Source organism: Streptomyces sp. NPDC045778, assembly GCF_056431945.1.
On sequence record NZ_JBWKJZ010000013.1, the window covers coordinates 131,463 to 155,405 of the forward strand.

Annotated in this window: 19 protein-coding genes; 4 read left to right on the forward strand and 15 right to left on the reverse strand. The window is 71.2% G+C overall.

Annotated features, from left to right (window positions below):
- Positions 1-49: 49 nt before the first annotated feature.
- Positions 50-853: an SDR family oxidoreductase gene (locus AC07GB_RS18810; protein ID WP_478846735.1), complete on the reverse strand. Its 804-nt coding sequence runs from the start codon at positions 851-853 to the stop codon at positions 50-52.
- A 173-nt stretch (positions 854-1,026) separates the two neighbouring features.
- On the opposite strand from AC07GB_RS18810, the gene AC07GB_RS18815 reads away from it, so the two are divergent.
- Positions 1,027-1,956: an NADP-dependent oxidoreductase gene (locus tag AC07GB_RS18815; protein WP_478846737.1), complete on the forward strand. Its 930-nt coding sequence runs from the start codon at positions 1,027-1,029 to the stop codon at positions 1,954-1,956.
- 19 nt (positions 1,957-1,975) lie between these two features.
- On the opposite strand, the gene AC07GB_RS18820 is transcribed toward AC07GB_RS18815, so the two are convergent.
- The 3 genes from AC07GB_RS18820 to AC07GB_RS18830 are packed head-to-tail and all read right to left on the reverse strand — an operon-like array spanning position 1,976 to position 7,787.
- A complete protein-coding gene (locus tag AC07GB_RS18820) occupies positions 1,976-3,769 on the reverse strand; it encodes an ABC transporter ATP-binding protein (RefSeq protein WP_478846739.1) in 1,794 nt (597 codons plus the stop codon).
- The gene (locus tag AC07GB_RS18825) at positions 3,766-5,496 is read right to left on the reverse strand and encodes an ABC transporter ATP-binding protein/permease (protein WP_478846741.1); all 1,731 of its coding nucleotides are present in this window, start codon (positions 5,494-5,496) and stop codon (positions 3,766-3,768) included. Before AC07GB_RS18825 ends, AC07GB_RS18820 begins: the two co-directional genes overlap by 4 nt.
- Entirely contained in the window at positions 5,496-7,787 is a 2,292-nt protein-coding gene (locus tag AC07GB_RS18830; RefSeq protein ID WP_478846743.1) for a YcaO-like family protein, read from the reverse strand. The genes AC07GB_RS18825 and AC07GB_RS18830 overlap by 1 nt, the downstream gene beginning before the upstream one ends.
- A gap of 830 nt (positions 7,788-8,617) precedes the next feature.
- On the opposite strand from AC07GB_RS18830, the gene AC07GB_RS18835 reads away from it, so the two are divergent.
- Positions 8,618-9,802: an SMI1/KNR4 family protein gene (locus tag AC07GB_RS18835; RefSeq protein ID WP_478846745.1), complete on the forward strand. Its 1,185-nt coding sequence runs from the start codon at positions 8,618-8,620 to the stop codon at positions 9,800-9,802.
- A gap of 146 nt (positions 9,803-9,948) precedes the next feature.
- On the opposite strand, the gene AC07GB_RS18840 is transcribed toward AC07GB_RS18835, so the two are convergent.
- The 3 genes from AC07GB_RS18840 to AC07GB_RS18850 form a co-directional block, all read right to left on the reverse strand.
- Positions 9,949-11,484 (reverse strand): amino acid permease, encoded by a 1,536-nt coding sequence (locus tag AC07GB_RS18840; RefSeq protein ID WP_478846747.1) that lies wholly within the window; start codon positions 11,482-11,484, stop codon positions 9,949-9,951.
- Positions 11,485-11,587: 103 nt separating this feature from the next.
- Positions 11,588-12,604 carry a hypothetical protein gene (locus tag AC07GB_RS18845; RefSeq protein WP_478846749.1) on the reverse strand — a complete coding sequence of 339 codons (1,017 nt, stop codon included), beginning with the start codon at positions 12,602-12,604 and terminating at the stop codon, positions 11,588-11,590.
- A gap of 1,110 nt (positions 12,605-13,714) precedes the next feature.
- Positions 13,715-14,206 (reverse strand): peptidylprolyl isomerase, encoded by a 492-nt coding sequence (locus AC07GB_RS18850; protein WP_478846751.1) that lies wholly within the window; start codon positions 14,204-14,206, stop codon positions 13,715-13,717.
- Positions 14,207-14,536: 330 nt separating this feature from the next.
- Here AC07GB_RS18850 and AC07GB_RS18855 point away from each other — a divergent pair, with 330 nt between their 5' ends.
- Complete coding sequence (locus AC07GB_RS18855) at positions 14,537-14,791, forward strand: hypothetical protein (protein WP_478846753.1); 255 nt, start codon at positions 14,537-14,539, stop codon at positions 14,789-14,791.
- Between the two features lie 45 nt (positions 14,792-14,836).
- Here the strand turns inward: AC07GB_RS18855 and AC07GB_RS18860 are convergent, their stop codons facing one another.
- From AC07GB_RS18860 to AC07GB_RS18890, 7 genes are all read right to left on the reverse strand, one after another.
- A complete protein-coding gene (locus AC07GB_RS18860) occupies positions 14,837-15,574 on the reverse strand; it encodes a S1 family peptidase (protein ID WP_478846755.1) in 738 nt (245 codons plus the stop codon).
- A gap of 125 nt (positions 15,575-15,699) precedes the next feature.
- Positions 15,700-16,440 carry a Type 1 glutamine amidotransferase-like domain-containing protein gene (locus tag AC07GB_RS18865; protein WP_478846757.1) on the reverse strand — a complete coding sequence of 247 codons (741 nt, stop codon included), beginning with the start codon at positions 16,438-16,440 and terminating at the stop codon, positions 15,700-15,702.
- Between the two features lie 196 nt (positions 16,441-16,636).
- Entirely contained in the window at positions 16,637-17,344 is a 708-nt protein-coding gene (locus AC07GB_RS18870; RefSeq protein WP_478846759.1) for a gamma carbonic anhydrase family protein, read from the reverse strand.
- A 125-nt stretch (positions 17,345-17,469) separates the two neighbouring features.
- Entirely contained in the window at positions 17,470-18,534 is a 1,065-nt protein-coding gene (locus AC07GB_RS18875; RefSeq protein ID WP_478846761.1) for a hypothetical protein, read from the reverse strand.
- A 110-nt stretch (positions 18,535-18,644) separates the two neighbouring features.
- Positions 18,645-19,229, reverse strand: coding sequence for a TerD family protein (locus AC07GB_RS18880; RefSeq protein ID WP_478846763.1), 585 nt, complete (start codon positions 19,227-19,229; stop codon positions 18,645-18,647).
- 342 nt (positions 19,230-19,571) lie between these two features.
- Entirely contained in the window at positions 19,572-19,805 is a 234-nt protein-coding gene (locus tag AC07GB_RS18885; protein WP_478846765.1) for a hypothetical protein, read from the reverse strand.
- Positions 19,806-20,893: 1,088 nt separating this feature from the next.
- Positions 20,894-21,454, reverse strand: a complete 561-nt coding sequence (locus AC07GB_RS18890; RefSeq protein WP_478846767.1) for an RNA polymerase sigma factor — start codon at positions 21,452-21,454, stop codon at positions 20,894-20,896.
- Between the two features lie 505 nt (positions 21,455-21,959).
- Here AC07GB_RS18890 and AC07GB_RS18895 point away from each other — a divergent pair.
- Positions 21,960-22,385, forward strand: a complete 426-nt coding sequence (locus AC07GB_RS18895) for a peptidoglycan-binding domain-containing protein (RefSeq protein ID WP_478846769.1) — start codon at positions 21,960-21,962, stop codon at positions 22,383-22,385.
- A gap of 94 nt (positions 22,386-22,479) precedes the next feature.
- Here the strand turns inward: AC07GB_RS18895 and AC07GB_RS18900 are convergent, their stop codons facing one another.
- Positions 22,480-23,604: a chymotrypsin family serine protease gene (locus AC07GB_RS18900; RefSeq protein ID WP_478846771.1), complete on the reverse strand. Its 1,125-nt coding sequence runs from the start codon at positions 23,602-23,604 to the stop codon at positions 22,480-22,482.
- Positions 23,605-23,943: the final 339 nt, after the last annotated feature.

Genomic DNA, 23,943 nt, shown 5'->3' on the forward strand with positions numbered 1-23,943 from the left:
CCGTACGCCGATCGGACGGCTCAGCGAGCGGCAGCCGCCGATGTGCTGCCTACGCGAGGCCGCCGTTGCTCATCAGAAGCTGGCCGTTGATCCACTCGCCTTCCTTGGAGCACAGGAAGTCCACGAGGTGAGCGGTGTCCTGGGGAGTGCCCAGGCGGCCCAGGGGGCTGCTGCGGACACAGGCCTCCCGGACGTCCTCGGGCATCCAGCCGGTGTCGATCGGCCCGGGGTTGATCACGTTGGCGGTCACGCCGAGGTGGCCGAGTTCGTGGGCGGCGGCCAGGGTGATGCGGTCGAGGGCGCCCTTGCTCGCCCCGTAGGGAAGGTTGCCGACGGTGTGGTCGCTCGTGAGGCTGATGATCCGGCCCGTCCCCGGGGCCGCGGCGAAGCGGCGCCCGAACTCCCGGATGAGGAGCCAGGTCGCCCGCGCGTTGACGGCGAAGTGCCGGTCGAAACTCTCGACGGTGGTGTCGAGCAGGCCCGAGTCGACGGACTCGCAGTGGCACATCACCAGCGCGGTGACCGGCCCCAGCCGCTGTTCGGCCTCGTCGAAGATACGCGCGGGGGCGTCCTGGTCGGCGAGATCCGCCTCGATCGCCGCGGTGGACGCGCCGTGGTCCGCCAGGGCCCGGCTGATCGACTCCCTCGCGCCGGGCTCCCTGCCCCAGGTCATGCGGTCGTCGTACGGGGTCCAGTAGGTGAAGGCGATGTCCCAGCCCGACGCGGCGAGGCGGCGGGCGATGCCCGCGCCGATCCCCACGGTGCGGCCCACACCGGTGATCAGGGCGAGCGGCCGGTCGGCCGGCGGCACCTGTCCGTGAGCGGGCTGGTCCTGGTCGGTGTTGGTTGCCACGGTCCGGCATCCTTCACGAACGGCGTCGGAGCATCAATCGCTTTTACGGCGGCGACGCGCCCCTGGCAGCCACGCCTGGCCTGTGCCGGGGCGTGGTCCGCCTGGGGCACCTGCTGGTTCCCGTCGGAAACCTAGCCTGGTCTCTCCCCTCGAACCGCGAAGCCAGGAGTGTCATGCGAGTCATCACCCAGCACACGCTCGGCGGCCCCGAGGTGCTCACCGTCGAGAACGCGCCCGAGCCCCGGCCCCTGCCGACGGAGGTTCTCGTCCGTGTCAGGGCGATCGGGCTGAACCCGCTGGAGGCGCGCCTGCGTGCGGGCGAGTTCCCGTTGATCGGGCCGCCGCCGTTCGTCCTCGGCTGGGACATCAGCGGCGTGGTCGAGGGGAGCCCGCGGACGTGGCGGTTCAGGCCCGGTGACGAGGTGTTCGGGATGCCGCTGTTCCCGCGGGCGGCCGGCGCGTACGCCGAGGTCGTGGCGGCGCCGGCGTTGCACCTGGTGCGCAAGCCGGTGGCCCTCTCGCACGTGGAGGCGGCGGCGCTGCCGATCGTCGGGCTGACGGCGTGGCAGGGTCTCGTCGACCTCGGGGGCGTGAGCGAGGGCGACCGCGTCCTGGTCCACGGCGGTGGTGGCGGCGTCGGCCACGTGGCGATCCAGATCGCGAAGGCGCTCGGCGCGCAGGTGATCACGACCGTCAGTGGGCACAAGCGGGCCTTCGTCGAAGGGCTGGGCGCCGACGAGGTGATCGACTACACGGCGGTGGACTTCACCGAGGTGGCCCGCGACGTCGACGTCGTACTCGACACCATCGGCGGCGACACCGTCGAGCGGTCCGTGGCGGTGCTCCGCCCGGGCGGTCACCTGGTGACGGCGGTCGCGGAGGACGATCCGGAGCTGATTGCCGCGTGCGAGGCGGCCGGGATGCGCTTCAGCGGCATCGCGGTCGACCCCGACCCGGTCGCCCTGCGGGGTCTCGTCGCACTCGTCGAACAGGGCAGGCTCCGGATCCACGTACAGGAGACGTTCCCGTTCGAGCGGGTCGCCGAAGCGCACCGGCTGCTCGACGGCGGTCACCTCCAGGGCAAGGTCGTCCTCACCCTCTGATGAGCGAAGCCCGTGCGGTTCAGTGTCCGCCCTCATGGGGAGAGCCTCCGGGCCGCCGTGGGGTGTCGACGACGCCGTCGTGCTGGGAGGCGACGAGCCGGGCGTAGACGCCGTCGCGGGCGAGCAGGTGGTCGTGGGTGCCCGATTCGGCGACCCGGCCGCCGCTGAGGACGACGATCCGGTCGGCGGAGCGGATCGTCGACAGGCGGTGGGCGACCAGGAGCGTCGTGCGCCCGGCCTGGAGGCGCTTCATCGCGGCTTGCAGCAGCGCCGTGTTCTCGGCATCGAGGCTGGAGACCGCCTCGTCCATCACCAGGACGGGCGCGTCCCGCAGGAACGCCCGGGCGATGGCGACGCGCTGGCGCTGGCCGCCGGAGAGCTGGGCGCCGCGTTCACCGATGACGGTGTCGTAGCCGTGCGGGAGTTCGCGTACGAAGTCGTCGGCGACGGCCCGTCGAGCCGCCGCCACGACCTGGGCGGGGGTGGCGTCCTGGCGGCCGATCCGGATGTTCTCGGCCACGGAGGTGTTGAACAGGTACACCTCCTGAGGCACCAGCGTGACGATCCTGCGCAGTGCGGCCTGGGGGAAGGCGCGGACGTCGTGGCCGCCGACGGAGACCGAGCCGAGCCGGGTGTCCCAGAACCGCATGAGCAGGTGGGCGCAGGTGGACTTGCCCGCGCCCGAGTGGCCGACCAGGGCCACGGTCTCGCCCGGTGCCACGGCGAAGCTGACGTCGTGCAGGACGTCGGGGCCGCCCGTGCCGTAGCCGAAGCTGACGTGCCGGAACCGTACATGGGGCTCGACGGGCGCGGGAGGCGGCCGCGAGGCCAGGTCGGTGACGGTCGGCGGAGTGTCGAGCACGGTGAAGATGCGGTCCGTCGCAGCCCGTACCGCGCCGAAGTTGCGGGCGGTGGCGAGGATGTCGTTGAGCGGGGCGAAGCAGTACACGGCGAGGATCACGGCGACCGGCAAGGTGGTGGCGGGCAGCCGGTTGTCGGTGACCAGCAGGGAGCCGGTGACGAGGACGGTGGCCATGCCGAGGGTGACGAGGGCGTCCGCCGCGGAGTGCTCGGCGCCGGACCTGCGGCCGTGGGCGAGCTGGGCGCGGTAGAGGGCGGCCCCGCCCCGGCCGATGCGGTCCAGCCAGGCCGTGCCGCGGCCGAAGGCCACGAGTTCCCGAAGCCCCTGCACGCCGTCCACGACGTCGGCGTTGACCTCGCCGAGGCGTGCGCGCAGCTCCCTTCCCTGGGCGCCGGACCGCGCGGCCAGCCAGACCGGGACGGTGGCGATCGCCGCGAGGAAGGGCAGCACGGCCGCGAGGAGCAGGGGATGCAGCGTGCCGAGCACCGCGAGCGCGCCGAACGGGACGACGACGGCGACGAGGAAGCTGATCACGGTGTGGGCGAAGAACTCCTCGGTCAGTTCGACGTCGGCCATCACCGTGGAGGCGAGGTCCCCGGTGCGGCGGCCGAGGAGGTAGCCCGGTGCGAGGCGCTCCAGCGCTTCGTAGACGCGGACCCGCAGGACGGCGAGGATGCGGTACGCGATGGCGTGGACCATCCACATCTCGGCCCACGCGGTGGCGGCCCGCGCGAGCACGAGCACGCCGAGCAGCACGACACCGAGGCCGACGGCCCGCGCCGAGTGGCCGGTGGCGGCCAGGCCGACCAGCCAGACCGCGGTCACCGCCGCGGCGATCCCGCACACCTGGTCGGCGATCCCCACCAGCAGCGCGAGGGCCAGCCTGCGGCGGAACCCCTTCATGAAGGGCAGCAGGCCGGTCAGTGCCCGGCCGTGCGGGGCAGGGGTCATGGCCCCGCCTGCGCGGCGACCATGCGGGCGTAGTCCCCACGGCGGACCAGCAGGCTCCGGTGGTCGCCGACCTCGGTGACACGGCCGTGTGCCAGGACGGCGATGCGAGCGGCGTCGCGGACCGTGGACAGGCGGTGGGCGACCACCAGGGTCGTACGCCCCCGGCTCAGCCGCCCCAGCGCCCGCTGGATGTCGGCCTCCGCGGCGGCGTCGACGCTGGAGGTGGCCTCGTCCAGGATCAGTACGGGCGCGTCCTTCAACAGGGCCCGGGCGATCGCGATGCGCTGCCGTTCGCCGCCGGAGAGCGTGAGGCCCCGTTCGCCGACCGGCGTGTCGTATCCGGCGGGGAGTGCCTCGACGAAGGCGTGGGCTCCGGCCGCGCGGGCGGCTTCGCGCATCTCGGCCGCGGTGGCGCCGGGCCGGGCGAGCCGGAGGTTGTCCGCGATGGTGCCGTGGAAGAGGTACGTGTCCTGGGAGACCACGGCGATCGTCTCCCGGAGCGTGGCGAGGGGCAGTTCGCGGATGTCGGTGCCGTCGACGAGGACCCGCCCGCCGACGGGGTCGAAGAAGCGCAGGAGCAGCGAGACCAGCGTGGTCTTCCCGGCACCCGAGGGGCCTACGACGGCGAGTGTCCCGCCCGCTTCGAGCCGGAGGCTCACCTGGTCGAGGGCGGGGGCCGCGCGGTCGGCGTAGGTGAAGGTGACGCGCTCGAACTCGACGGCGGGGGGCCGCACGATCCGCCCGGGCCGCAGGGGGGCCGGCGGCTCGGGTGTCCGTGGAACCGCGTCGAGGAGGGCGTGGATGCCCGCGGCGGCCGAGACCGCGGTGTGACCGGCGTGCCAGAACCGGGACAGCTCGACGAACGGGCGGAAGCATTCGAACGCCAGGAACAGGACGACGTAGAGCCCGGCGAGGTCCAGCGCCCCCTGGGCGAGGCGCAGCGCGCCGACGCCCACGCTGAGCGAGGTGCCCGCGGCGACGCCGAAGGCGGTCAGACCGGTGTCGACCAGGGACACGCGCATCTGGGCCATGGTGGAGCGGTACAACACCTCGGCCCGCTCGCCGAGTTCGGCCCGGCGGCGCTCCCCGGCGTTGAACGCCTTGAGCGTCGTCAGGCCCTGCATGGTGTCGAGGTACTCGGCGTCGAGCGCGGCGTAGGCGTCCCAGTGGGCCTGTCCGCGCTCGCCGAGCAGCCGGTCCCACCAGCGTGGCGCCAGCGGGACGAACACCACGAGGGCCGCGACCAGGGCCCCCACCACCCAGTCGATCGACGTCAGGTAGGCGACGAGCCCGACCGGCGCGACGAGACAGACGGCCAGGTGCGGCAGATAGCGCGCGTAGTAGCTCTCGACCGCCTCCACGCCGTCCACCAGGGCCGACTGCACGGTGCCCGTCCTGGTCCTGGTCAGGTGGCCGGGTCCCAGGGCGAGCAGATGCGCGTACAGGCGGCGGCGGAGCCGCAGTTTGGTCGCGGCCGCCGTCCGGCTGACGCACAGCTCGCGCAGCTGGAGCAGTGCGGCCCGTACGGCGACGAGCGCGAGGACTCCGGCGACCTGCGGAACGCTGGCGGTCCACGGCCTGTGGTCGCTCACCTGCTCCAGTACGGCGGCGACCAGCAGCCCCTGGCCGACGTAGGTGACGGTGACGCCGAGCCCCACGGCCACCGCTGCGGCGATGTGCCAGCGGACAGCGGTGGCCAGTTCGAGGAGTCGGCGGTGGAGCAGCATCAGGCGTGCGGCAGCGGGAAGTAGTTCAGCTCCTCCTCCGCCAGCGGCCGCCGGCGCCAGCCGAGGGTGACGGCCATGTCCTGGATGCGCCGCTTGCCGAGGAACGGGAAGGCGGCGGGGAAGTTGGGGACCAGGCCGGGGATGAGCACCCGGACCACTCGGAAGCCCGTCTTGGCGACGTCGTGGGTGGTCACGTCCACGTAGATGATCTCGTAGCCGCGTTTCTCGACCACGTCCCGGTACGTCGCCAGGGCCCGGTCGGGCAGCCGCGGCAGATCGTCGACGGACCGGCTCGCCGGGGTGTCCACCCAGGGCCGCACCACCTCGGTGGCGCGTGGGTCGAGGAACAGCTGCTGCTGGCACAGCAGATCGTTGACGTCGTGGAAGTCCTTCGCGTAGTCGTCGAGGTAGGCGCGGTCCTCGCGCCAGGGCTTGACCATGGCGTTCGTCCAGCCGGCCGCGACCGCCTCGCGGAACAGGCCGGCCGGGTCGTCGAAGTCCCGGGTGCCGTCCTGGAGGGTGAGGGCCTCGCCCCAGGCCTTGCGGGCGGCGTCCACCGGGTCGGGGCGGGCGCCGAAGCCGATGGTGAAGAGCTTCTCGATGTGGTTCTCGACGACTCCCGCGATGACCGGTACGTCGAACTCGTTGTCCAGGTGGATGAGCCAGGCGCGCTGGCCGAGTTCGGCGGGCTTGCCGGCCCACAGCGCGGCGAGTTCGGGGGGTTGTTCCACCTTGGGGAGCGGGTGGCGGTTCATCCACCAGATCATGGTGGCGTCCCGCTCGATGACCTCTTCGATGCCGGAGACCAGCGCGGCGTCCAGGGTGTGCCCCGCGGCGAGCCCCGGGTAGTAGAGGAAGTTGGTGGGCGGCACGTTCGCGTACTGGTCCATGTACCAGTTGACGTACACGAGACTGGCCGGCACCCACACGGGCCGGTCGGCGGTGAGCGAGCGGCCCCGCACCCAGTGGGTGGTCCGGTCGTGGGTGAACCGCACGAAGGGGAAGCCGGGGCTGTCGTACAGGCGGTCCGAGTAGAGCACGAGGCGGTTCGGGTCGAGCGCGGTCTCGCCCGCCTGCTCCAGGTCCTGGTACGAGGCCTCGCGGACGTCGACGGTCTCGGTGATGCAGTTCCCGCAGTACCGCTCGACGGCCTCGCCGATCGCGGCGCTGCGGGCCGCCCGGAAGTTGCGGAAGGCCGTGCCGCCGCAGACCACGTTGTTGGCCCAGGTGTACAAGCGGCGCATGTCGGCGACGTTGGTCTGCACCGTGACCAGGCGGTCGGGGACGGACTTGTCGTGCTCGAAGATCTGGTGGGAGGCGATCAGGCCGGTGCGGTGGTCGAGCAGGAGGCGTTCGTTGAAGGGCGGGGTGTCGTCGTCCAGGGGCCGGTCGGGCAGCGGAAGCACCGGGTGGCGCGCGATGGTCAGCTCGACCGGGTCGAGTTCGATCTCCGCCCACAGCGACCACGCGGTGACCCCGGCGACCCAGCGCTCGATGTCGATCAGCAAGTACGAGAGCATCCACAGCAGTTCGGATGGCGTCGGGCCGCCCCCCGCGCCGAAGACGGCGTCGCTGGTCAGCGCGGCGTGCACGTCGGGCCGTTCGGCCGCCGTGAGCCGTCGGCCCAGGAGGTCGCGGTAGTCGGGAGTGCGGCCGGGCGCGACGGTCGGCCCGGCGAAGCCGCGGCCTTCGCTGAGGTGGAACGACGACCACAGGACCCGGTGCTCGGCGCAGAAGTCGTTCAGGGACTCCAGATAGCCGAGGTCGAAGCGGTCGCGCAGGGCCAGCACCACGGGCTTCCCGGCCGGGTGCGCCGCCAGGGCGTCCGCGAGGCCGTCCCTGGAGGTCACCTCGACCGAGGCGAAGTTGCTCGTCGCCGGGCAGAGGCGGGCGGCGTCGGTCAGCTCCGCGTCGCCCGTGAGGATCAGCGGGGTGGCGGTCACCCGCTCGGGGTCGGGCCGTGCTCCCTGCTCGAACCGGAGCCAGTTGGCCTCACCCGCGATGGGTTCCGCCGTGCTGAGCCCGCCGAGTTCCGTGAGCTTGTCCAGGACCTCGCGGTAGCCCGCGGGGTCGGAGGTGGTGCGGACGATCTCCTCTGCGGAGGTCGCGCCGTCGCAGCGGGCCAGGACCGCCGCGACGTCCTCGGGCGCCGCTTTGATCTCGAAAAGGCCGCCTCTCGGGGCGATGGCGAGCGTGTGCCGCGGCGCGCCGGGGCGGGGCCAGACGAGGGGCCGTAATTCGACGCGCACAAGGCGGGGACAGTCGATTCCGATGGATTCATTGACCGTCAACGATTCCTCCAACCCATGAAGATCCGGGAATCACCGGACGGCGATTCCCGGAACCCGGCACTTACTTCTCAGTCGTTCCAGGTGAACACAGGAGCGATACTCGAGTGGTTGTGACTCGGGGCCAACATCCTCCGAGTGCGGTGGAAATCAATGTGCACGATCATTCGGTCCTCCTCACAGACATGCGGCTTCCCTCGCGGATGTCGCCGCATGGGGGAGAGCGTGGTCGGCGCGAGGGGGCGTCGCACATACGCATTTGAGCGTAGAAGCCCGGAGCGCGTCCGATTCCCGACTGCTGCACGAGGCTCGCTCCTGCGTGAGTGACGCAATAGCCGAACAGCCGCCGACAGGCGACGTAACGGCTGCATGGAACCAATGACGTCCAACCTGGAAATACACGGACCGACCCCACCACATTACCGCCCGACTTCAGCCACCCCGACCGAATCCCACCGCCGCGACCCAAGTGCAGGCATGTACGGGAAAAGTGAGTGGGACTCAGCAGGTTGGTGAGGTTGCTTCGCTCCCCGTATGGAGTTGGCCGATTCGCGGCAGGGAGCGGCGATCGGCGTCAAAGGGCGGCTGCGACGGGCGCCCCACTGCGGCGGCTTCGCGCTCGCCCACCTGGTGGAGGCGGCGTCGGCCCGGCCGACACCACGCCCACCGGCTGACAGCCGCGCCCGCGCCGCCCATCCGTTCCGAAGCGGCCAACGGCTCCCCCCCTCAGCCGACCTCAGTCGACGTCCGAGCGCACCGAGGCCATAGTCGGACCTCAGCGATCCGTACGTCCCTGCGCAGAAGGCCCTTCACCGAGCGGAAGAGGTGGGCACGTGTCCGTTGAGGATTCCTGGGAGAAGATAGAGCGCTGGCTGGCCCGGCACGCCCCCGAGGAGGCCCCCCTTCCGGGGCCCTGCACCCGCGAAGACCTGGAACGCCTGTATGAACGCCTCGGTGTGCGCCTGCCTGAGGACATCGAGCGCTCATGGCTACGGCACAACGGCTCCGGGCGCACCGCCGTCACCCCGCCAGGTTTCGTCCTGTACGACCTTGAGCAGATCGCGCAGGAGTACAGCAACTCACTCGACCGCAGGTTCGGGAGAGACCGATACGGGTGGTTCGACGGCAGCGTAATTGTCCCTGTCGGCGGGCAGGGTGACACGCAACTCGTGGTCAACACCCGGACCCATGGCATGGGCGATTGGCAAAGTGGCAGCCCGTACTACGGTCCCTTCGAGGAGCCGCCGCCCCGGTGGAGAGCTTCCTTCGCCGGCCTGCTGGAAATCGCCGGTGACGCGCTGGCCTCGTCGCCGCCCTGGATCGCGCACGATTACGGCAGATGGGAGGCCACGCATGTGTGGCCCCATATCCCTGGACGACTGATATGGACGTGCAACTTCCCACAAGGCCTTGCCGAATGGGGACCTCGGGGTGACGAGACGCCCGTGGAGAAGTCGTGGGAGAGGATCGAACGCTGGATAACCCAGCACGCCCCCGAAGAAGATCCGCTGCCGGGACCGTGTACGCGTGCCACCCTGGAGGGCCTGTATGAGCGTATCGGCGTACGGCTGCCGGACGATATCGAGCAGTCGTTGCTGCGCCATGACGGCTCGGGTCTTACCGACATCATCCCGCCCGGATTCGTACTGTACGGAGCCGAGGAGATCGCCGAGAAGCACACCGGCTCCCTTGAGTACCGGCTGAGGGATGACCTGTACGGCCCGTACGACAGCTGCCGGATCGTCCCCGTCGGAGAACTGAATGTGACGAAGCTCGTCGTCAACACACGGACGGGCCGCATCGGTGAATGGGATATCGAGGACGCTGGTTATCGCTGGCCCGAAGGGCCGCTGTGGAGATGCCTTGCCGCCGTGCTGGAGGTGGTCGGTGACGCTCTGGCCTCACCACCCCCGTGGATCGCGAGGTCGCTCGACGACCAGGAATGGGAGGCCACGGACGCGGACCCGGACTTCCCGGGAACACTCGTATGGAGAGACGCGGATGATCTGGAGGAGTAGGAGCCGAATCAACAGCACCCGGCCCCTCCCCCGGATCATCAGGTCGCGGCGGCGCCGGAGCCGGCAGCGAGCGGCTCCGGCGCCTCTGGGCCACGGGCCACGGGCCACGTGGAACCACCCGCGCGGAACGCGGGAGTACCAGCGCGTTAGATGATGCCTTCGAACTGCTTGTCCTCGGTCTGGGAACTGGAGCGGGGCACATGGTAGGAACTGCGCCCGAAGCGCCGCCACAGGGCGGCGATGAGGAAGGCCACCACCACGGCGACGGGCGTGTAGTTGAAGGTGGTGGCGGTGATCGGGCTGCTCTGCGGCAGCAGGAACAGCACCGTCACCGCGCCCGCCCACAGCACCGCCACCCAGCCGATCGGCCGGCTCCAGCGGCCCAGGTGCCAGGGCCCCGGGGTGAACCGGTCGCGGTGGAGCAGGCGTAGCAGCACGGGGATGGCGTAGGCCGAGGTGAAGCCCACGACCGAGATGGCGGTCACCGCGGAGAACGCCGTGGAGGAGTACAGGGACGGCAGCGCGAGCACGAACGCCACGGCGACCGCGAGCCAGACCGCGTTGGCGGGGATGGCGGTGCGGCGGCTGACCTTCTTCCAGTGGGCGGATCCGGGCAGGGCACCGTCCCGGGCGAAGGCGTAGATCATCCGGCTGGCGCTCGCGGTCACGGTGTAGCCGCACAGGAACTGGGCCACGATGATCACAAGCAGCAGGGCCTTGGCCGCCGCCATGCCCAGCGCGTCAAGGAGGATCTGCGCCACCGGCACACCGGTCGAGCTGTCCAGGGTCGCGGCGTAGTCCTGGATGGCGAACAGCAGCGTGATCAGCAGGACGCCGCCGGCGATCCAGGACACCGTCACCGAGCGGAAGATCCCCCGGGCCGCGGCGACGGACGCGTGGTTGGTCTCCTCGCTCAGGTGGGCCGAGGTGTCGTAGCCCGCCAGGGCGAACACCGGCAGCAGCATGCCCAGCAGGATCACGTACGCCGGGGCGCTCCAGCCGGTGTTGTTGGTGAACTCGGTGAAGACGAAGTCGGCCGACTGGTGGTGGGAGGGCGTGAACGCCAGCGCGCCGATGATGACGACGGCCCCCACCAGGTGCCACCACGCGCTCAGGGACGTCAAGATGTTCATCAGCCGGGTGCCGAAGAGGTTCAGGACCGCGTGCAGCGCGAGGATGACCGCGTACAGGGCGAGCAGGGAGCCCGGGGACGGCGTGTAGTCGAACTGCAGGTTCATCCACGCGGCGGTGAACGTGGCTATGCCGTAGTCCTGGGCGGCGATCCCGCCGAGCAGGCCCAGGAGGTTGAGCCAGCCGGTGTACCAGCTCCACCGCTCGCCGCCGAGCTGGCGGGCCATGTAGTACAGGCCGCCGCTGGTGGGGTAGCGGGAGGTGATCTCGGCCAGGGCCGCGGCCAGGCACAGCACCAGCGGCCCGACGGCGAGCCACCCCCACATGATCACCGCGGGGCCGCCCGAGTTCAGGCCGTAGCCGAACAGGAGCAAGGTCCCCGACATGATCGAGATGACCGACAGGGAGGCGGAGAAATTGCCGAAGGCCCCCATCCGGCGGTGCAGTTGCTGGGTGTAGCCCAGCGATTGGAGGATGCGCGCGTCCTCGCCGTCGTCGCCGTCGTCGTGGACCTGGTCCGGCCGCTGGCGCCAAGCTCTTACCGAAGTCATTGGTTCTCCGCACAGGAAAGCTGAATGAGCTGAAGGAGGGCGTGCAGGCGGGGCGCCACGGGGCCGCCCGCGGGACGTGGCGGCGCCCGCCGCGGGGCCGGGGTCACGGGTGCCTTCCCGTGGGCCGTGGGCGGGCCCTCCGGCAGGCGTCGCGGTCCTCCTCGAAGGCCTTCCGCCACTGGGCCCTGGGGTGCCGGGCGTCGTCCTGCCACGGGGCGGGCGTGGCGAAGTCGCCGACGGCGTCGAACACTTCGGTCGCCCACTGCGCGAAACCACCCCTCGCCAGGGCGTAGGCGAGGTAGTTGAGGTCCAGCTGGGAACTGGTGGCCGGATCGCACTTCCGGAACCAGCCCTCGAACGCCTGCGTGACGGCCCGGGTGGTGTCCTCCCTGGTCCACAGCAGGTTCAGCGTGGCCTCCGCGCCCTTGTCCCGTCGCTCCCGGTGTTCCTGCACACGGGCGTAGAGCGGCAGCAGGAGCAGGGGCGAGTCGGGTGGCGCGAAGGAGACCGCCCAGCGGGCGAAGTCCGTCGCGACGGCCTGACGGCCCGCCGGGCCCGGGCGGGCCTGGAGGGCCTGGGACATGCGGTGCCACGCCTCGCGGTTGAACGGATCTCGCCGGTGCACTTCCCCCAGGAGTCCCCACGGCCCGCGAGGCAGCAGGTACTCATGGGGTGGCGGGGCCATGTGATGCTCCGGGTGCCGCCCGTACGTATCCGTTTCGGCCAGGGCAAGGCGGCAGATCCAGGGCACCGAGTCGTCGGGGTTCCCCTCGGCCGCCTTGTGGCACGCCTGCCGGGCCCGGTCCGCCAGGGTCTCCAGGTCGCGCGCCTGCCGGGAGTCGTGCGCCCCGCGCCTGCGGTGGGCTTGCAGGACCCGCTCGGTGGCGACTCGGGCGTACATCACCCGGGCGGCGAGGCTCTCCGGCTCCTCTTCCAGCCACAGCTCAACGACGTTGGTCTGAGCCGCCACGACTCCCAGTACCTGCGTACGGGATGTCCACTGCGGCCAGTTGCCCGTCCGGGCCAGCGCCTGCCGCATCTGGAGCCAGTAGCCCGCCTGGATGTCCTGCACGGCCGCGTAGAGGTCGGTGTCGCGTCCGGCCGGGTTCGAACTCGCCATCAGCGCCCCTCTCGGCCGGCCCGGCACGGGGCGGGCCGCGGGGATACGGGTGCCTTCACGCGGCGACCGGCCGGTTGGCGCTGCGGCTCGCCGTGTGGTGTGTGCACGACACCGCACGGTGTGCGCTGGCGGCCATAGGCAGTGGACCCCTCGGGCTGTTGGGACGGGGTGGGACGCGTGGGACGGGGTGGGACGGTCATGCGGAAGAAGGCGGCGGGTGGCGTACGGCGTGGGCTGACGTGCGAGGCGGGGATAGCCGCTGACGCATCACCGGCCGGCGGCCGTCGCCCTGGCTGGTAGCGAATGCCTGACAGGTACTTAAGTGCACTGGAGAGGCGCAAGGCCAGAGAATCCCAAAACTGTTCGGTTCTTTAGGTACGTGTTTCAGCCATGCCGTAAGCGGGCGTCACCCTCCGTGACCGGGCCCGTCGGCCGCAGCGCCGGGCCGGTGCGCTGCCGCGGCTCGGAGACTCCCGGCCACGCGCGCACGGACCGTACGGCACCGGGTCGCCGCCCCGAGCGGATGCGGGCGAGCCCCGTCCGACCTGGTCGTACGGTCGGCTCAGCGCGGCTACGAGGGCCGGGGGCGACGCCACTCGGCTCGCGCCGCGCACGCTCGGCCGAACACGGACCGAACCGGCCCGCACGATCCGCCGACGCGAGCCTCGCCCTCCCCCGCGAGCGCGCCTGGGCGTCTCGAGCCCGCTGAGAGTGGCTGAACAGCGACTGCTCGTCACCGAGAGGAGTCGGGCGACCACTGAGGCAGCGATAGCGGCGCAAAAACCTCAGAAATGGCAGTACGTTCCGAAACGGAAGCGCGCCATCCACAGCAGAGGGAGACCGGTCCGGAGCCCCTGTGTCCGCTCCTCCCCTGGGAAGTTCCGCATCAGGCGATTCAACGCTTCGGCGGGCAAGGCCGATGCTCCACTCGATGACCGCTTGGAGTTTCTGATATGGGGATCGGGGAAAGCATCTCACCGCTTCCTCCCCCGCGAATTCGAGGGCGGCGAACCAAAGGGAACGGCCTCGTTTCAGACGAAACGAGGCCGTAAACCGGGCATTCACCCTAAAAGCTATGAACTATCTGTAAACAGAAGCCCCAAAGGGACTTCAGGCGACGGTGCCGCTCTCCTTGATGACGACGTCGGAGCTGAGGTCACCGGCGCGGGAGCCGAGGGCCTCGATCTGCTTGACCAGGTCCTGGCCCTCGACGACCTCGCCGAAGACGACGTGCTTGCCGTCGAGCCACGGCGTGACGACGGTCGTCACGAAGAACTGGGAGCCGTTGGTGTTCGGGCCACGGTTGGCCATGGACAGCAGGAACGGCCGGTCGTGCTTGAGGGAGAAGTTCTCGTCGGCGAAGGTCGCGCCGAAGATGCTCTTGCCGCCGGTGCCGTTGCCGTGCGTGAAGTCGCCGCCCTGGAGCATGAACTCCGGGATGACGCGGTGGAAGGCCGAGCCGGCGTAGCCGTAGCCGTTCTGGCCCGTGGCAAGCTCGCGGAAGTTGCGCGCGGTCTCCGGCACGACGTCGTCGAAGAGCCGGAAGACGATGCGGCCGGCGTCCTTGCCGTCAATGGTGATGTCGAAATAAACGTTCTGCATGGGGTTCATCTTGACATCACCCGCGCCCCACCGGGCACGCCCCCTGCCGTTGGCCCGACAGCCGTGGCCGCAGGGCACGGCGGTGTGCGCGGCGATCCGCCGTAGGGCATACGACGTCGTCGGCGCGTACCCGGTACGGTGCCCGAGGCAGGACGGCATGAGGAGTGGGTGGGGCGTGACGGCGGGGCCGGTTCGACGGGACGGCGAGGTCCCCTGTCGCGCTCCGGCGTACCGCCTGGGCCGCGCGCTCCGGTCCACCGGCGACCGGACGGTACGTACGCACGGCGGGAGCAGCGAGCGCCCGAGGGCCGCCGCCGCGGGCGCACCGCGGTGAACACCGCGGCAGCCACCGCGATGCTGCATCTGATCGCGGCCGAGCCGACGCTCCTCGCCGCGGCGCCCGACGACGTGTCCCGGCCGGAGCTGGCCCGCCGGGCCCGCGACGGCGGCCATCCGTGCCTGGGATGCGGTCGGCCGGCCACCGCCGCGGTCATCGTCAACTCGGCCGCGGCGGGGCCGCGGTGGCTCGACCTGTGTTCCGACTGCTGGTACGTCGTCCGGCAGGCCAATGAGCCCCCGCAGTGACCCGCGCGAGCCCCTCGGCGGGCGGCGACGCGGGTCACGCGGAGGCTATCGCCGGATGACGGAGCGGATCCAGGAGAGCTGCTGGGAGACCTCCCCGGCCTGGGCGCTCTTCTCCCGGTCGGAGCCGTTGAAGACGCCGATGAGGGTTTCGGTGCCACGCGGACCGACGGTCATCACCGGGCCTCCGGAGTCACCCCCGGCGGGGATCCCGGACACCTTCTTCATGCAGAAGTCGGGGCCGCCCGGCGCGGTGTGGCCCGCGCACAGGGGGTCGTTCGCCCGCACGACCTTCAGGTCCGACTGCTTGAGGACGCGGGACTGGCAGGCGCTCTCGTCCGTGGTGCAGGTGGCACCCCAGCCGTACTGCCGCACGACCTGGCCCCGGTGGACGCCGACCGTGGACAGGCGTGCCACGCGGACCTTCTTCATCGGCGCGACCTTGATGAGCATCATGTCGGCGTGCGCGCTGCCCACCCGCTTGCGGGGGATGGGGCGGACCGTGGTGCCCTTGCGCACGTCGAGGTCGCCCACCCGGAACGAGATCCGCTTGTCGGCGACCGGCTGAGCCTGCTCGTAGAAGCAGTGCGAGGCGGTGAGGATCCACTGGCGGGAGACCGCGGTGCCGGTGCACGCCGGTTTGCCGTCCACGAGCATGCGTACCGCCCACGGGCCGTACGTGCTCTTCTTGCCGCCGATGACGGCGAAGGCGGGAGGCGATGACATCACCGCACCCGCGACCAGCGCCAAGGCGGCCACCAGCAGGACACGGAAGCGACGCACCATGCAGAACAACTCCTTCAGAGGGGTACAGCCGTACAGATAGGGAGAGACCCCGCTGAGCAAAAGCGTTCCGCACAATCTCTACGACATGGCCAGGACAACAGAATGCCGGCCACTGCCCCGCCGTTTCACCCAGGCGAAGTGACATCCTGAGCCGCGCCGAGCAGGCGACACCGCAGCGCTCGCTCCTGGGCTCCGCCACCCCCGTCCGGCTCCACCCGGTGCAGACAGGCCTGAGGCGTGCGGGTCACCGATTCCGTGAGTCGGCCGTCCGTGAAGAGGGCGCCTACGCCGTCCTCCACTGCCCAGCCGGCCGGCAGCGCGCGGTTCGCCACCGCTTCCTGGTAGGACGTCCGGCGGCCCGGCTCACTGTCGTAGTGCGGGCAGACCGAGCCGGGCAGCAGGCCCAACCCGTCGGGGAGGTGAGTCAGCGTCCCGAAGGAGTCGGTGTGCGAGCCCTCGGCCCAGCAGTTGGCACCGGCGCTGATGCCGCACAGCAAGGTGCCGCGGTCGTAGGCCTCGCGCAGCAGTCGGTCCACGCCGTGTGCGCGCCAGACGGCCAGCATGTTCGCGGTGTTTCCCCCACCCACGTAGATGACGTCTTGAGAGAGCAGGAATGCCCGGAGGGCGGCGTCGTCGAACTCTCGCCGGAACAGCCGCAGGATGTTGGGTTCGCAGGAACGCTTCTGGTACGCCGCGAGGAACTGTTCGATGTACGCGGGGGCGTCCCCACTGGCCGTCGGGACGAAGCACACCTTGGGCCGGGCGGCCTGCACCTGGCCGAGCAACCAGTCATCCAGCAGACCGTCGCCGTCAGTGGAGAAGCCACCTCCGAGCAGAGCCAGACGACGGGCGGGTACGACAGCCACGAGGGTGCCTCCTCTGTTCAAGCTCCAGACGCGGACATGTCCCGAACCGTGCCGAGCCGTCGGCACGTCCGCAACCGAATATGCCCTCCGCCGGCGATCGTCTGCCCACTGAGGGGCGACAGGCTCGCCGCTCTGGCTCCGGGCAGGGAACCGCAGGTTCCTCAAGCAGTGGCGAGGCATCGCCCCCCTCAAGGGCCTACTCGCCGGACTCCGCGTCGCAGGCACTTCGTTCCGGTCCGCCTGACGATCCAGACGAAACCGCCTGGCCACGGTTCACCACCTGGTCGTCCGCGTGTGCGCCGAACTCGACGACGCGTACCTCCGCGACCTGCTCGTACCGGCTGATCCGGTCGGTCCACTCCGCGTCGACGCCGAACGCCACCTGCGCGAAGCCCACCCGGCCGACGGCCTCGGCCAAGCCCGGGTCACCCGGGGCCAGCAGCCGCACCGGCGTGTCGAGCGCCACGGTGTGCGGCGGCACGAAGTACTCGTCCGGCACGACGGTGCGCGCATGGACGAGCGCGCCGACAGCGACGACCGACCCGGCCCCCAACCGCGCGCCCTGGAGGACCGTCGTCGAGGTCGCCACGTAGACGCACCTGCCGACCTCGCAGCCCAGCAGCGCGGCATGCGGCCCCACGAAGACGTGGTCGCCGACGAGCACCGGCTGGTCGCCGGCGGCCGCGGACCCGCGCAGCACCGCGTTCTCGCAGATCACCGCCGCCTCCCCGACCTCGATCCGGGCCCCCTCGGCGTCGAGCACCGCGCCGTACATCACCCGCGCCCTCGGCCCCACGCGGACATCACCGACCAGCGTGGCCGTCGGGGCGACGTAGGCGGTGGGATGGACCTGCGGTTCATGCCCGCGATGCCGGATGCGGATTCCCTGCGTTTCAGCGATCATCGGCGGATTCTCGCCCGAGCGACCGCGAGCGCGCTGGCGGATTTCGGACGTCGCGTTCGTCGGGATCGGGGCCTGTGTCGTCCGCGATCTGAGGCACTACCGGGCGAACGCCGCCTGAGGCGGCGCTAGTCGCCCCCTCCGCCATCGCCACCCCCACCATCACCCCCGCCGTCGCTCCCCCCGCTGTCCCCGCCGTCCCCGCCGTCCGAGCCCCAGCCGTCGCCACCGCCGGGTTCGTTGTCGTCGCTGCCCTTGCCGAGGTTGCTGAACCAGGGGCGGTCCCAGCCTTCGTCGAGGGCGATCGGCTCGGACCCGTCCGACGGGCGGCGCTCCGACCGGAACCGCGCCAGGCCCGTCGTGTCGCCGAGCCCGAAGGCGACGGCGAAGGCGTGCGCCATGACGGCGTCCAGCGGGTCAGCGGTCTCGTACCGTACGGGGGCCAGCGGCAGCAGCACCGTGTCCGGTTCGGGGACCGGCCTGCGCGGGGGCCGCGCCAGCAGGGCGACTCGCTGCTCGTCGCGCAGCAGCCACGAACTCGTCGCGTTCTCCCGCCGCAGCACCCACTGCCGGTCGGGCAGCCGTGCCTCCACCCAGCTCTTGGACTTGCGCAGCTTCTTCTTCAGGGTCAGCTCCGCCGTGACGTCACCGACCGTCAGGAGCAGGCCCTTGGACGGCTCGGGCGCGTCGCGGGAGAAGCCGTGCGGCGCTCGTATCCGTACGACGGGAGCCTGCGGCCCCCACACGTCCACGCGGACCAGACGACGGTCCACGGCGACGGTCACCGGCCCGGCGGGCCCCGGCGCGGACCGCCGCGCCAGCCACAGCGGTACGCCCTCGGCGCGAGCGGCGGCCGCCAGAGCGGCCACCTGGTCGGGGCCGCCGCACCGGGCCACCGCCAGTTCCCCGAGCGCGCGGGCGAACTCGGCCGCCTGCCGCACCTTCAGCGGCTTGGCCGTACCCGTCACGCGCGTCACCGGCACGACCCCGGGGCCTTCCGCCAGCTGCTCCCACGGCCGCTCGGCCCCGCCACCCCCGAGCCAGCGCCCGCGCAGATACGCCTCGGCCATCGCCCCGAGATTCAGCTCGCTCAGCGGCGTGACCCTGACCCCTCGCCGCAGCGAGCCCTCGGACAGTGTCACCGTCCGCGCCAGCGGATTCCTCGAACGCTCGCCATAGTGCACCTGACTCACCGCTCCCCCTCCCCAAACGCCCTGCTCAACGGGCTCACACCCCGGGCCCGGCCCCTGGTCCGGCGCCGGGCCCCGCAGACGTACTACTGGTTACTGGTTACTCGCCACCGCTACTTGCTGACCGCGAAGCGCATCAGGGCGTGCTCGTCACCCTGCTTGATCTTGCCCGTCGTGTTGATCACTTCGAGCTTCCACGTGCCGCCGGCCCGGACGGCCTTGGCGACGGCGCAGCCGTTGTCCTGGGTGAGCAGGCTCGGCCAGATGTCGGCGACCTGCTGAGAGCTGCCCCCGGTCGCATCGTAGACCTTGAAACTGATGTTGCGGGCCTTCTGGAAGGAGCTGCCCTTCTTGTACGCGGCGGCGACGAACACGATCGACGTGATGTTGGACGGGATCCGGGCGAACTCGACCGTCACCGTCTCGTCGTCCCCGTCCCCGCGGCCGGTCTGGTTGTCGCCGCTGTGGACCAGCGAGCCGTTCCCCATCGGGTCGAGCGAGTCGAGTCCCGCGAGGCGCACCGGGTCCCCGCCCTGCATGGCGATGGCTATCAGGTCGAGGTCCGTGCCGGTCTTGCGGCGCAGCTTGCCCATCACCCCGCCGCTGCTGCCGGCGGTGGGGTCCCAGGACACTCCGATCGACAGGTGGGTCACCCCGTCGAGGTCCGCCGGGCCGTCTTCCTTGGTAAGCGTGATCACGTGCGTGTCATCCTTCGATCAAAACGGACTACTACACGCAGAGTGTGCCTGGCGCCCGGTTGGTTCCATGGGGCGGGCCCCCGTCTGACGTGCGGGGTCTCCGGGGCACGGTCCGGGCGGGGCGGCCGGAGGGCGCGGCGGCCGCGAGCCCACACGCTCGGGCCGCCCCTCCCCCGGCGCCACCACCAGTTGACCGCACGCCCCAAGTGAAACGGCCCGCCACCGAGCCGCGTCGCCGTAACGGCGCAGCGGCTCGGTGGCGGGCCGAAGCCCTGGGGTGCGGGGCGAGGGCGCGGTGCACGGAGCGCACCGACCGGCTCCCGGCCCCGCCCCACCAGGGTGTTAGCCGAGGTCGAAGTACCGGTTGTGGTGGTACGTGGACCCGGCCTTGTACCCGCTCTCCGTGGCGCCGCTCTCGGTGACCCCGAGCGGACCGCCCACGTTGAGGTGGCCCTGGGCCGCGTGGGTGCCCTCGTGGTGGAGGACACCGGGGCCGTCGTCGGCGGACGCCGGGGCGGCTGCCAGGAATCCGGCCATGGTGGCGACCGTGAGAGCCGTTGCGATGCGATGCAGCACGAGTATCTCCTCTGAGGCTGATCAGGCTGACGAAGCGATCACTGCGAACCCCATCGCGCCCGGTGCCCGAGTCGCCCCGAGACCCGCCGATCGGCCTCCACATGGAGTACCTCCATCCACACTCCACGGAGCGCGCCCCCAGGCAGGCTCCGGCCTGGCCTGCGCCCCGCTCGCCGTCCGCGCCTTGCCGTCACACCCCTCCTGCGAATCGCCCCGCTCGGCCGACCGGCGCTGTGCGTCCACGGCCTGGACGGCGGTTGCGGCGTCCACGCTGCCGTCGTTCTCATGGGAGTCGGGCGGCACGGGGGCCGGAGCGATACCGGCCCAGGGACAGCCTTGCGAGGTCACCGGGCCCGCGGCTTCCGCCACCGCGCGCGGGGCCGAGCCCGCGTGGACCGACACACCCGCGGCGAACACACGCGCGGGCCAGGCCCTGCACCGTGCACGCAGGCACCCCGCGGACCAGATATGATCTTCACGTAACTCCGGTGCACGGCACGGGAGTCACGCGTCTGTGGTCCAAGGAAAGACGCCCGTCATCCGATGGGAAATGCAGGTGCAAGGCCTGCCGGGCGCTCCACCTGTTGGCCCCTGTCCCGCTGGGACAGGGGCCGACGTCATTCCTGCACACCCGCCTGCCGGCCCTTCTGGCCGGGGCGAGAAGGGCCGGCAGGCGCCGGAAGAACTCCGGACGTGTGGCGCTGCGTAGGGGCCGGTCGGTCTGCCGCTATCGGCTCAGCGCATCGTATGCGTGGCGTGGGGCACTGTCCGGCTGAGGCTGCGGCTGCGGCCGTGGTGCTCGGGGCTGACTGGCAGCGCCTTCGTACGGCCGGGTCCGTCCGGCGACGGCCAGCTCGCAGCGGCCGTCCACGCACGAACGCCGCAGCCGCCCGTTCGAGATGGTCTGGAGCAGCCCGATGGTCCAACACATGGGGCACCCGCGCAACGCGAGCAGCCCCAGGGGCGCCAGCAGGAGGCTGCCCAGCCCCACCACCGGGATGAGCAGGACCGCACCGGCCAAGGCGCCGAATCCCAGCGCGCCGCGCGCCAGGTGCCGGGGCAGCGACGTACTGGCGAAGCTCTGTCGGTCAGCCATGGCCGGCTCCCGGACGAGGGACAGGTGCTCCTTGCAACGCCTGACGCACCGCCGCGCGGGCCCGATGCAGCCTCGACTTCATCGCGGCGGTGCTGAGGCCGAGCGCGTCGGCGACCATCCGCCCGCTGTAGCCCTGGATGTCGCGCAGGATCAGCACACGGCGCTGGTCGGCGGGCAGGCCGGCGATCGCCTCGGCCACCCGGCCCGCCTCCAGGCGTTGCAGGACCTCGTCCTCGAACGACGGCACGACGGTGTCCGGCACCGGCCCGTGGCTGCGCAGCGTCAACCGGGCCCGCCGCAAGCACTCGTTGCGGACGATGCGGAACATCCACGACGCCAGCGCACCGGAGGCCCGCAGCATGCCGATCTTGCGATACAGGATGATCAGCGCTTCCTGCGCGGCGTCCTCGGCGTCCTGGGGAGTGGCGCACAACGAATGGGCGAACCGCTGGACGTGCGGGTGCGAGCCGGACACCAGAGCGGCCGTGGCCTCGACGTCACCCTCCTGTGCCGCGGCGATCAACTGATCGCCGGGCCATGTGTGGTCAGCCACGGGAGCGCCCCCGCTGACGCCGCACGAAGACAGTGCACGCGCAGATGAGCACAGCCGCGACGACGACGGCACCAATGATCACGACAAACCTCCGGTTCCTGTGCCGACGCTGGTGTCCGCACGTACAAGAGAGGCACGAGTGCCGCCGAAGGATTCATCCCAACACGTTTTCGCGGCGCGTGCCGGGCCCCGGCGGTGTCGATGAGTACGCCGGGCGGGAAGCACCGCGCCGCGAGGTACTCGGCCGGGCGCCGCCCGGCACCCCGGGCGGTGGTCCCTCACGCACCGCCCACGATCGTGTCACCGGGCGGCCCGTCCCAGCAGGTCAGCGCGTGGGACATCCCTGGGAAGCCCAACTCGGCCATGGTTTCTGGCCGTCGCTCCTCCCGCCCCGGCAGGGTGTGGTGTGCACCGGGCCTCGCCGCCCGGTACGCATCGCACCGCGGGCCGTCGGGGGGACCCAACGGGGGACCCGGCCCGCTCATCGAGAAAGGACCGTGCGTCCATGACCACGATGACCACGCGCCAGCGCATCACCACCGGCCTCGTCTCCGCCGCGTTCCTCGGCGGGACCCTGGTCGCCGTCGCACCGGCGGCGACCGCCGCACCGGCCAAGGCTCCGGTCTCCTCGCCGGCGGGCGTCAGCGCCGCCCCCAACTGCCCGATGACCACGGGAGTGGGCTACTACTGCGGCTACTACAAGGGCACCGCGTACACCGACTTCGGCGACCGGGGCAACAAGGTGAAGGAGATCCAGGCCCTCATCAAGGCGTCGCACTACTCGGGCCGTCTCGCGATCGACGGCGCCTTCGGCAACGACACCCTGAAGGCCGTCAAGTGGTACCAGAAGCGGTGGATGGGCGACAGCACGCCCGACGGCATCGTCGGCCCCAAGACCTGGAAGTCCCTGCGCTGGGACTGCGCCTGCTGAACCCGACGGTGGCCCCGCCCTCCTGGGGGCGGGGCCACCACTGCCGGTAGGCCAAGCCGCGTGCGCTCGTAGGTCCCGCGCGGCGGTGGAGGACCTACTCGGTGACCAGTTCCAGGCCGTGCTTCTCGAGGTAGATGTCGAGGGGGGCGTACCAGCCGACGGAGGCGCACCTGCGGCTCGTGTCCCCCTGGCAGTTGGCGGGGAATCCAGCCTTGTCCGAGGACGAGACGATGCCGTTGGCGTAGACGTCGGAGCCGTTGGGCTGGGAGATGGGGCCTCCGCTGTCGCCCGGCCCCCAGATCGCCTGACCTGCGGGCTTGCTGACCCTGATGGTGCGGTAGGTCGTGCCGGAGTTGGTGTCGACGGTCTGTTCGGTGGCGTCGATCGTGATGTCGCAGATGTTCCCCGAGGACGCTCCGGAGGAGCACACCTTCTGGCCCACGTGGTTCTGGTGCAGCCCCTTGACGGGCCACGTCTGCTGGTTTCCGCCGCCGTGCGTCCAGGGGCCCCACCACATGCGGGGCTGGAAGAAGCCCGGGTTGGAAGCCTGCTCCGGGTAGAGGAGGTTGATGTCCCGTTCCGTGTCCCGCTGGCCTATCCAGCCGAACGGCCGGCTGCCGGGGTACTCCGGGCTGTGCGCCTTGGTGTTCTGGTCACCGCAGTGCGCGGCGCTCGTCATCAGCCGTGCCGTGTTCGCCGGGTACCGGACGGCGAACCCCGTGGAGCAGTTGTACGTGCCGCCCGCCGCCTGGTAGACCCACCGGGCACCGCCGAAGGCCTGGGCCTCGTATCTGCCCGCCGCGTGCACCGCTCCCCTTGAGGACTTCCCGGCTGCGGCCTGCGGGTTCTCGGTCCGTACGCGGGTGACGGCGACGCCGCCGGTGATGTCCCTGACGCTGCGGTCGAGCGAGTCGGTCTCCCGGCCGGACAGGGCGTTGTCGCGGGCACTGTCGCGGGCGCTGTCGCGGTCCGCCTCGGCGACGCCGATGAGGAGCCCTTTGCCGTCCGCGCTGGGGCCGACGGAGGTGAGCTTCTCCGGGAGGTGCTTGCGCTGGGCGAAGACTCGGTCCCGGGCGGTCCGGAGCTGGTGCTGGGTGTACCGCGCCCGTTCGACGGTCACCTTCACCCGTCGGTCACTGTCCGCGGCCTCGCGCACGCCCGCCGGGACCCGGCCCTTCCAGTACACGGTGATACGGGATTTCTCCGGAGCGGTGACCAAACCCCCGTAGCCTCCTTGCCGCGGCAGCCTCCGCGACGCGTCGACAATCGCGTCGGCCACGCCACCGACCACCTTCTGCCGGGCCCAGAAGGCGGGGCCGGGGTTGTCGACCCCGGCGGTGCTCGGGCGGGTACTGGCTCTTGCCTCCGACCGCTCGCTCCCCGTGGCCCCGGGCGACGCAGAGGCCGGAGAAGCGAGCGCAGTGCCCGCCGTCAACGTGAGTAGTACGACAGACGCGGCAGTGATTCGACGCACGAGATCCCTCGCTTCGCTTCGGCGGAACTGATGGCGAAGCGACGTTAGGAACTACTGCTCAACACTTGGTCAACAGCGCTTGCG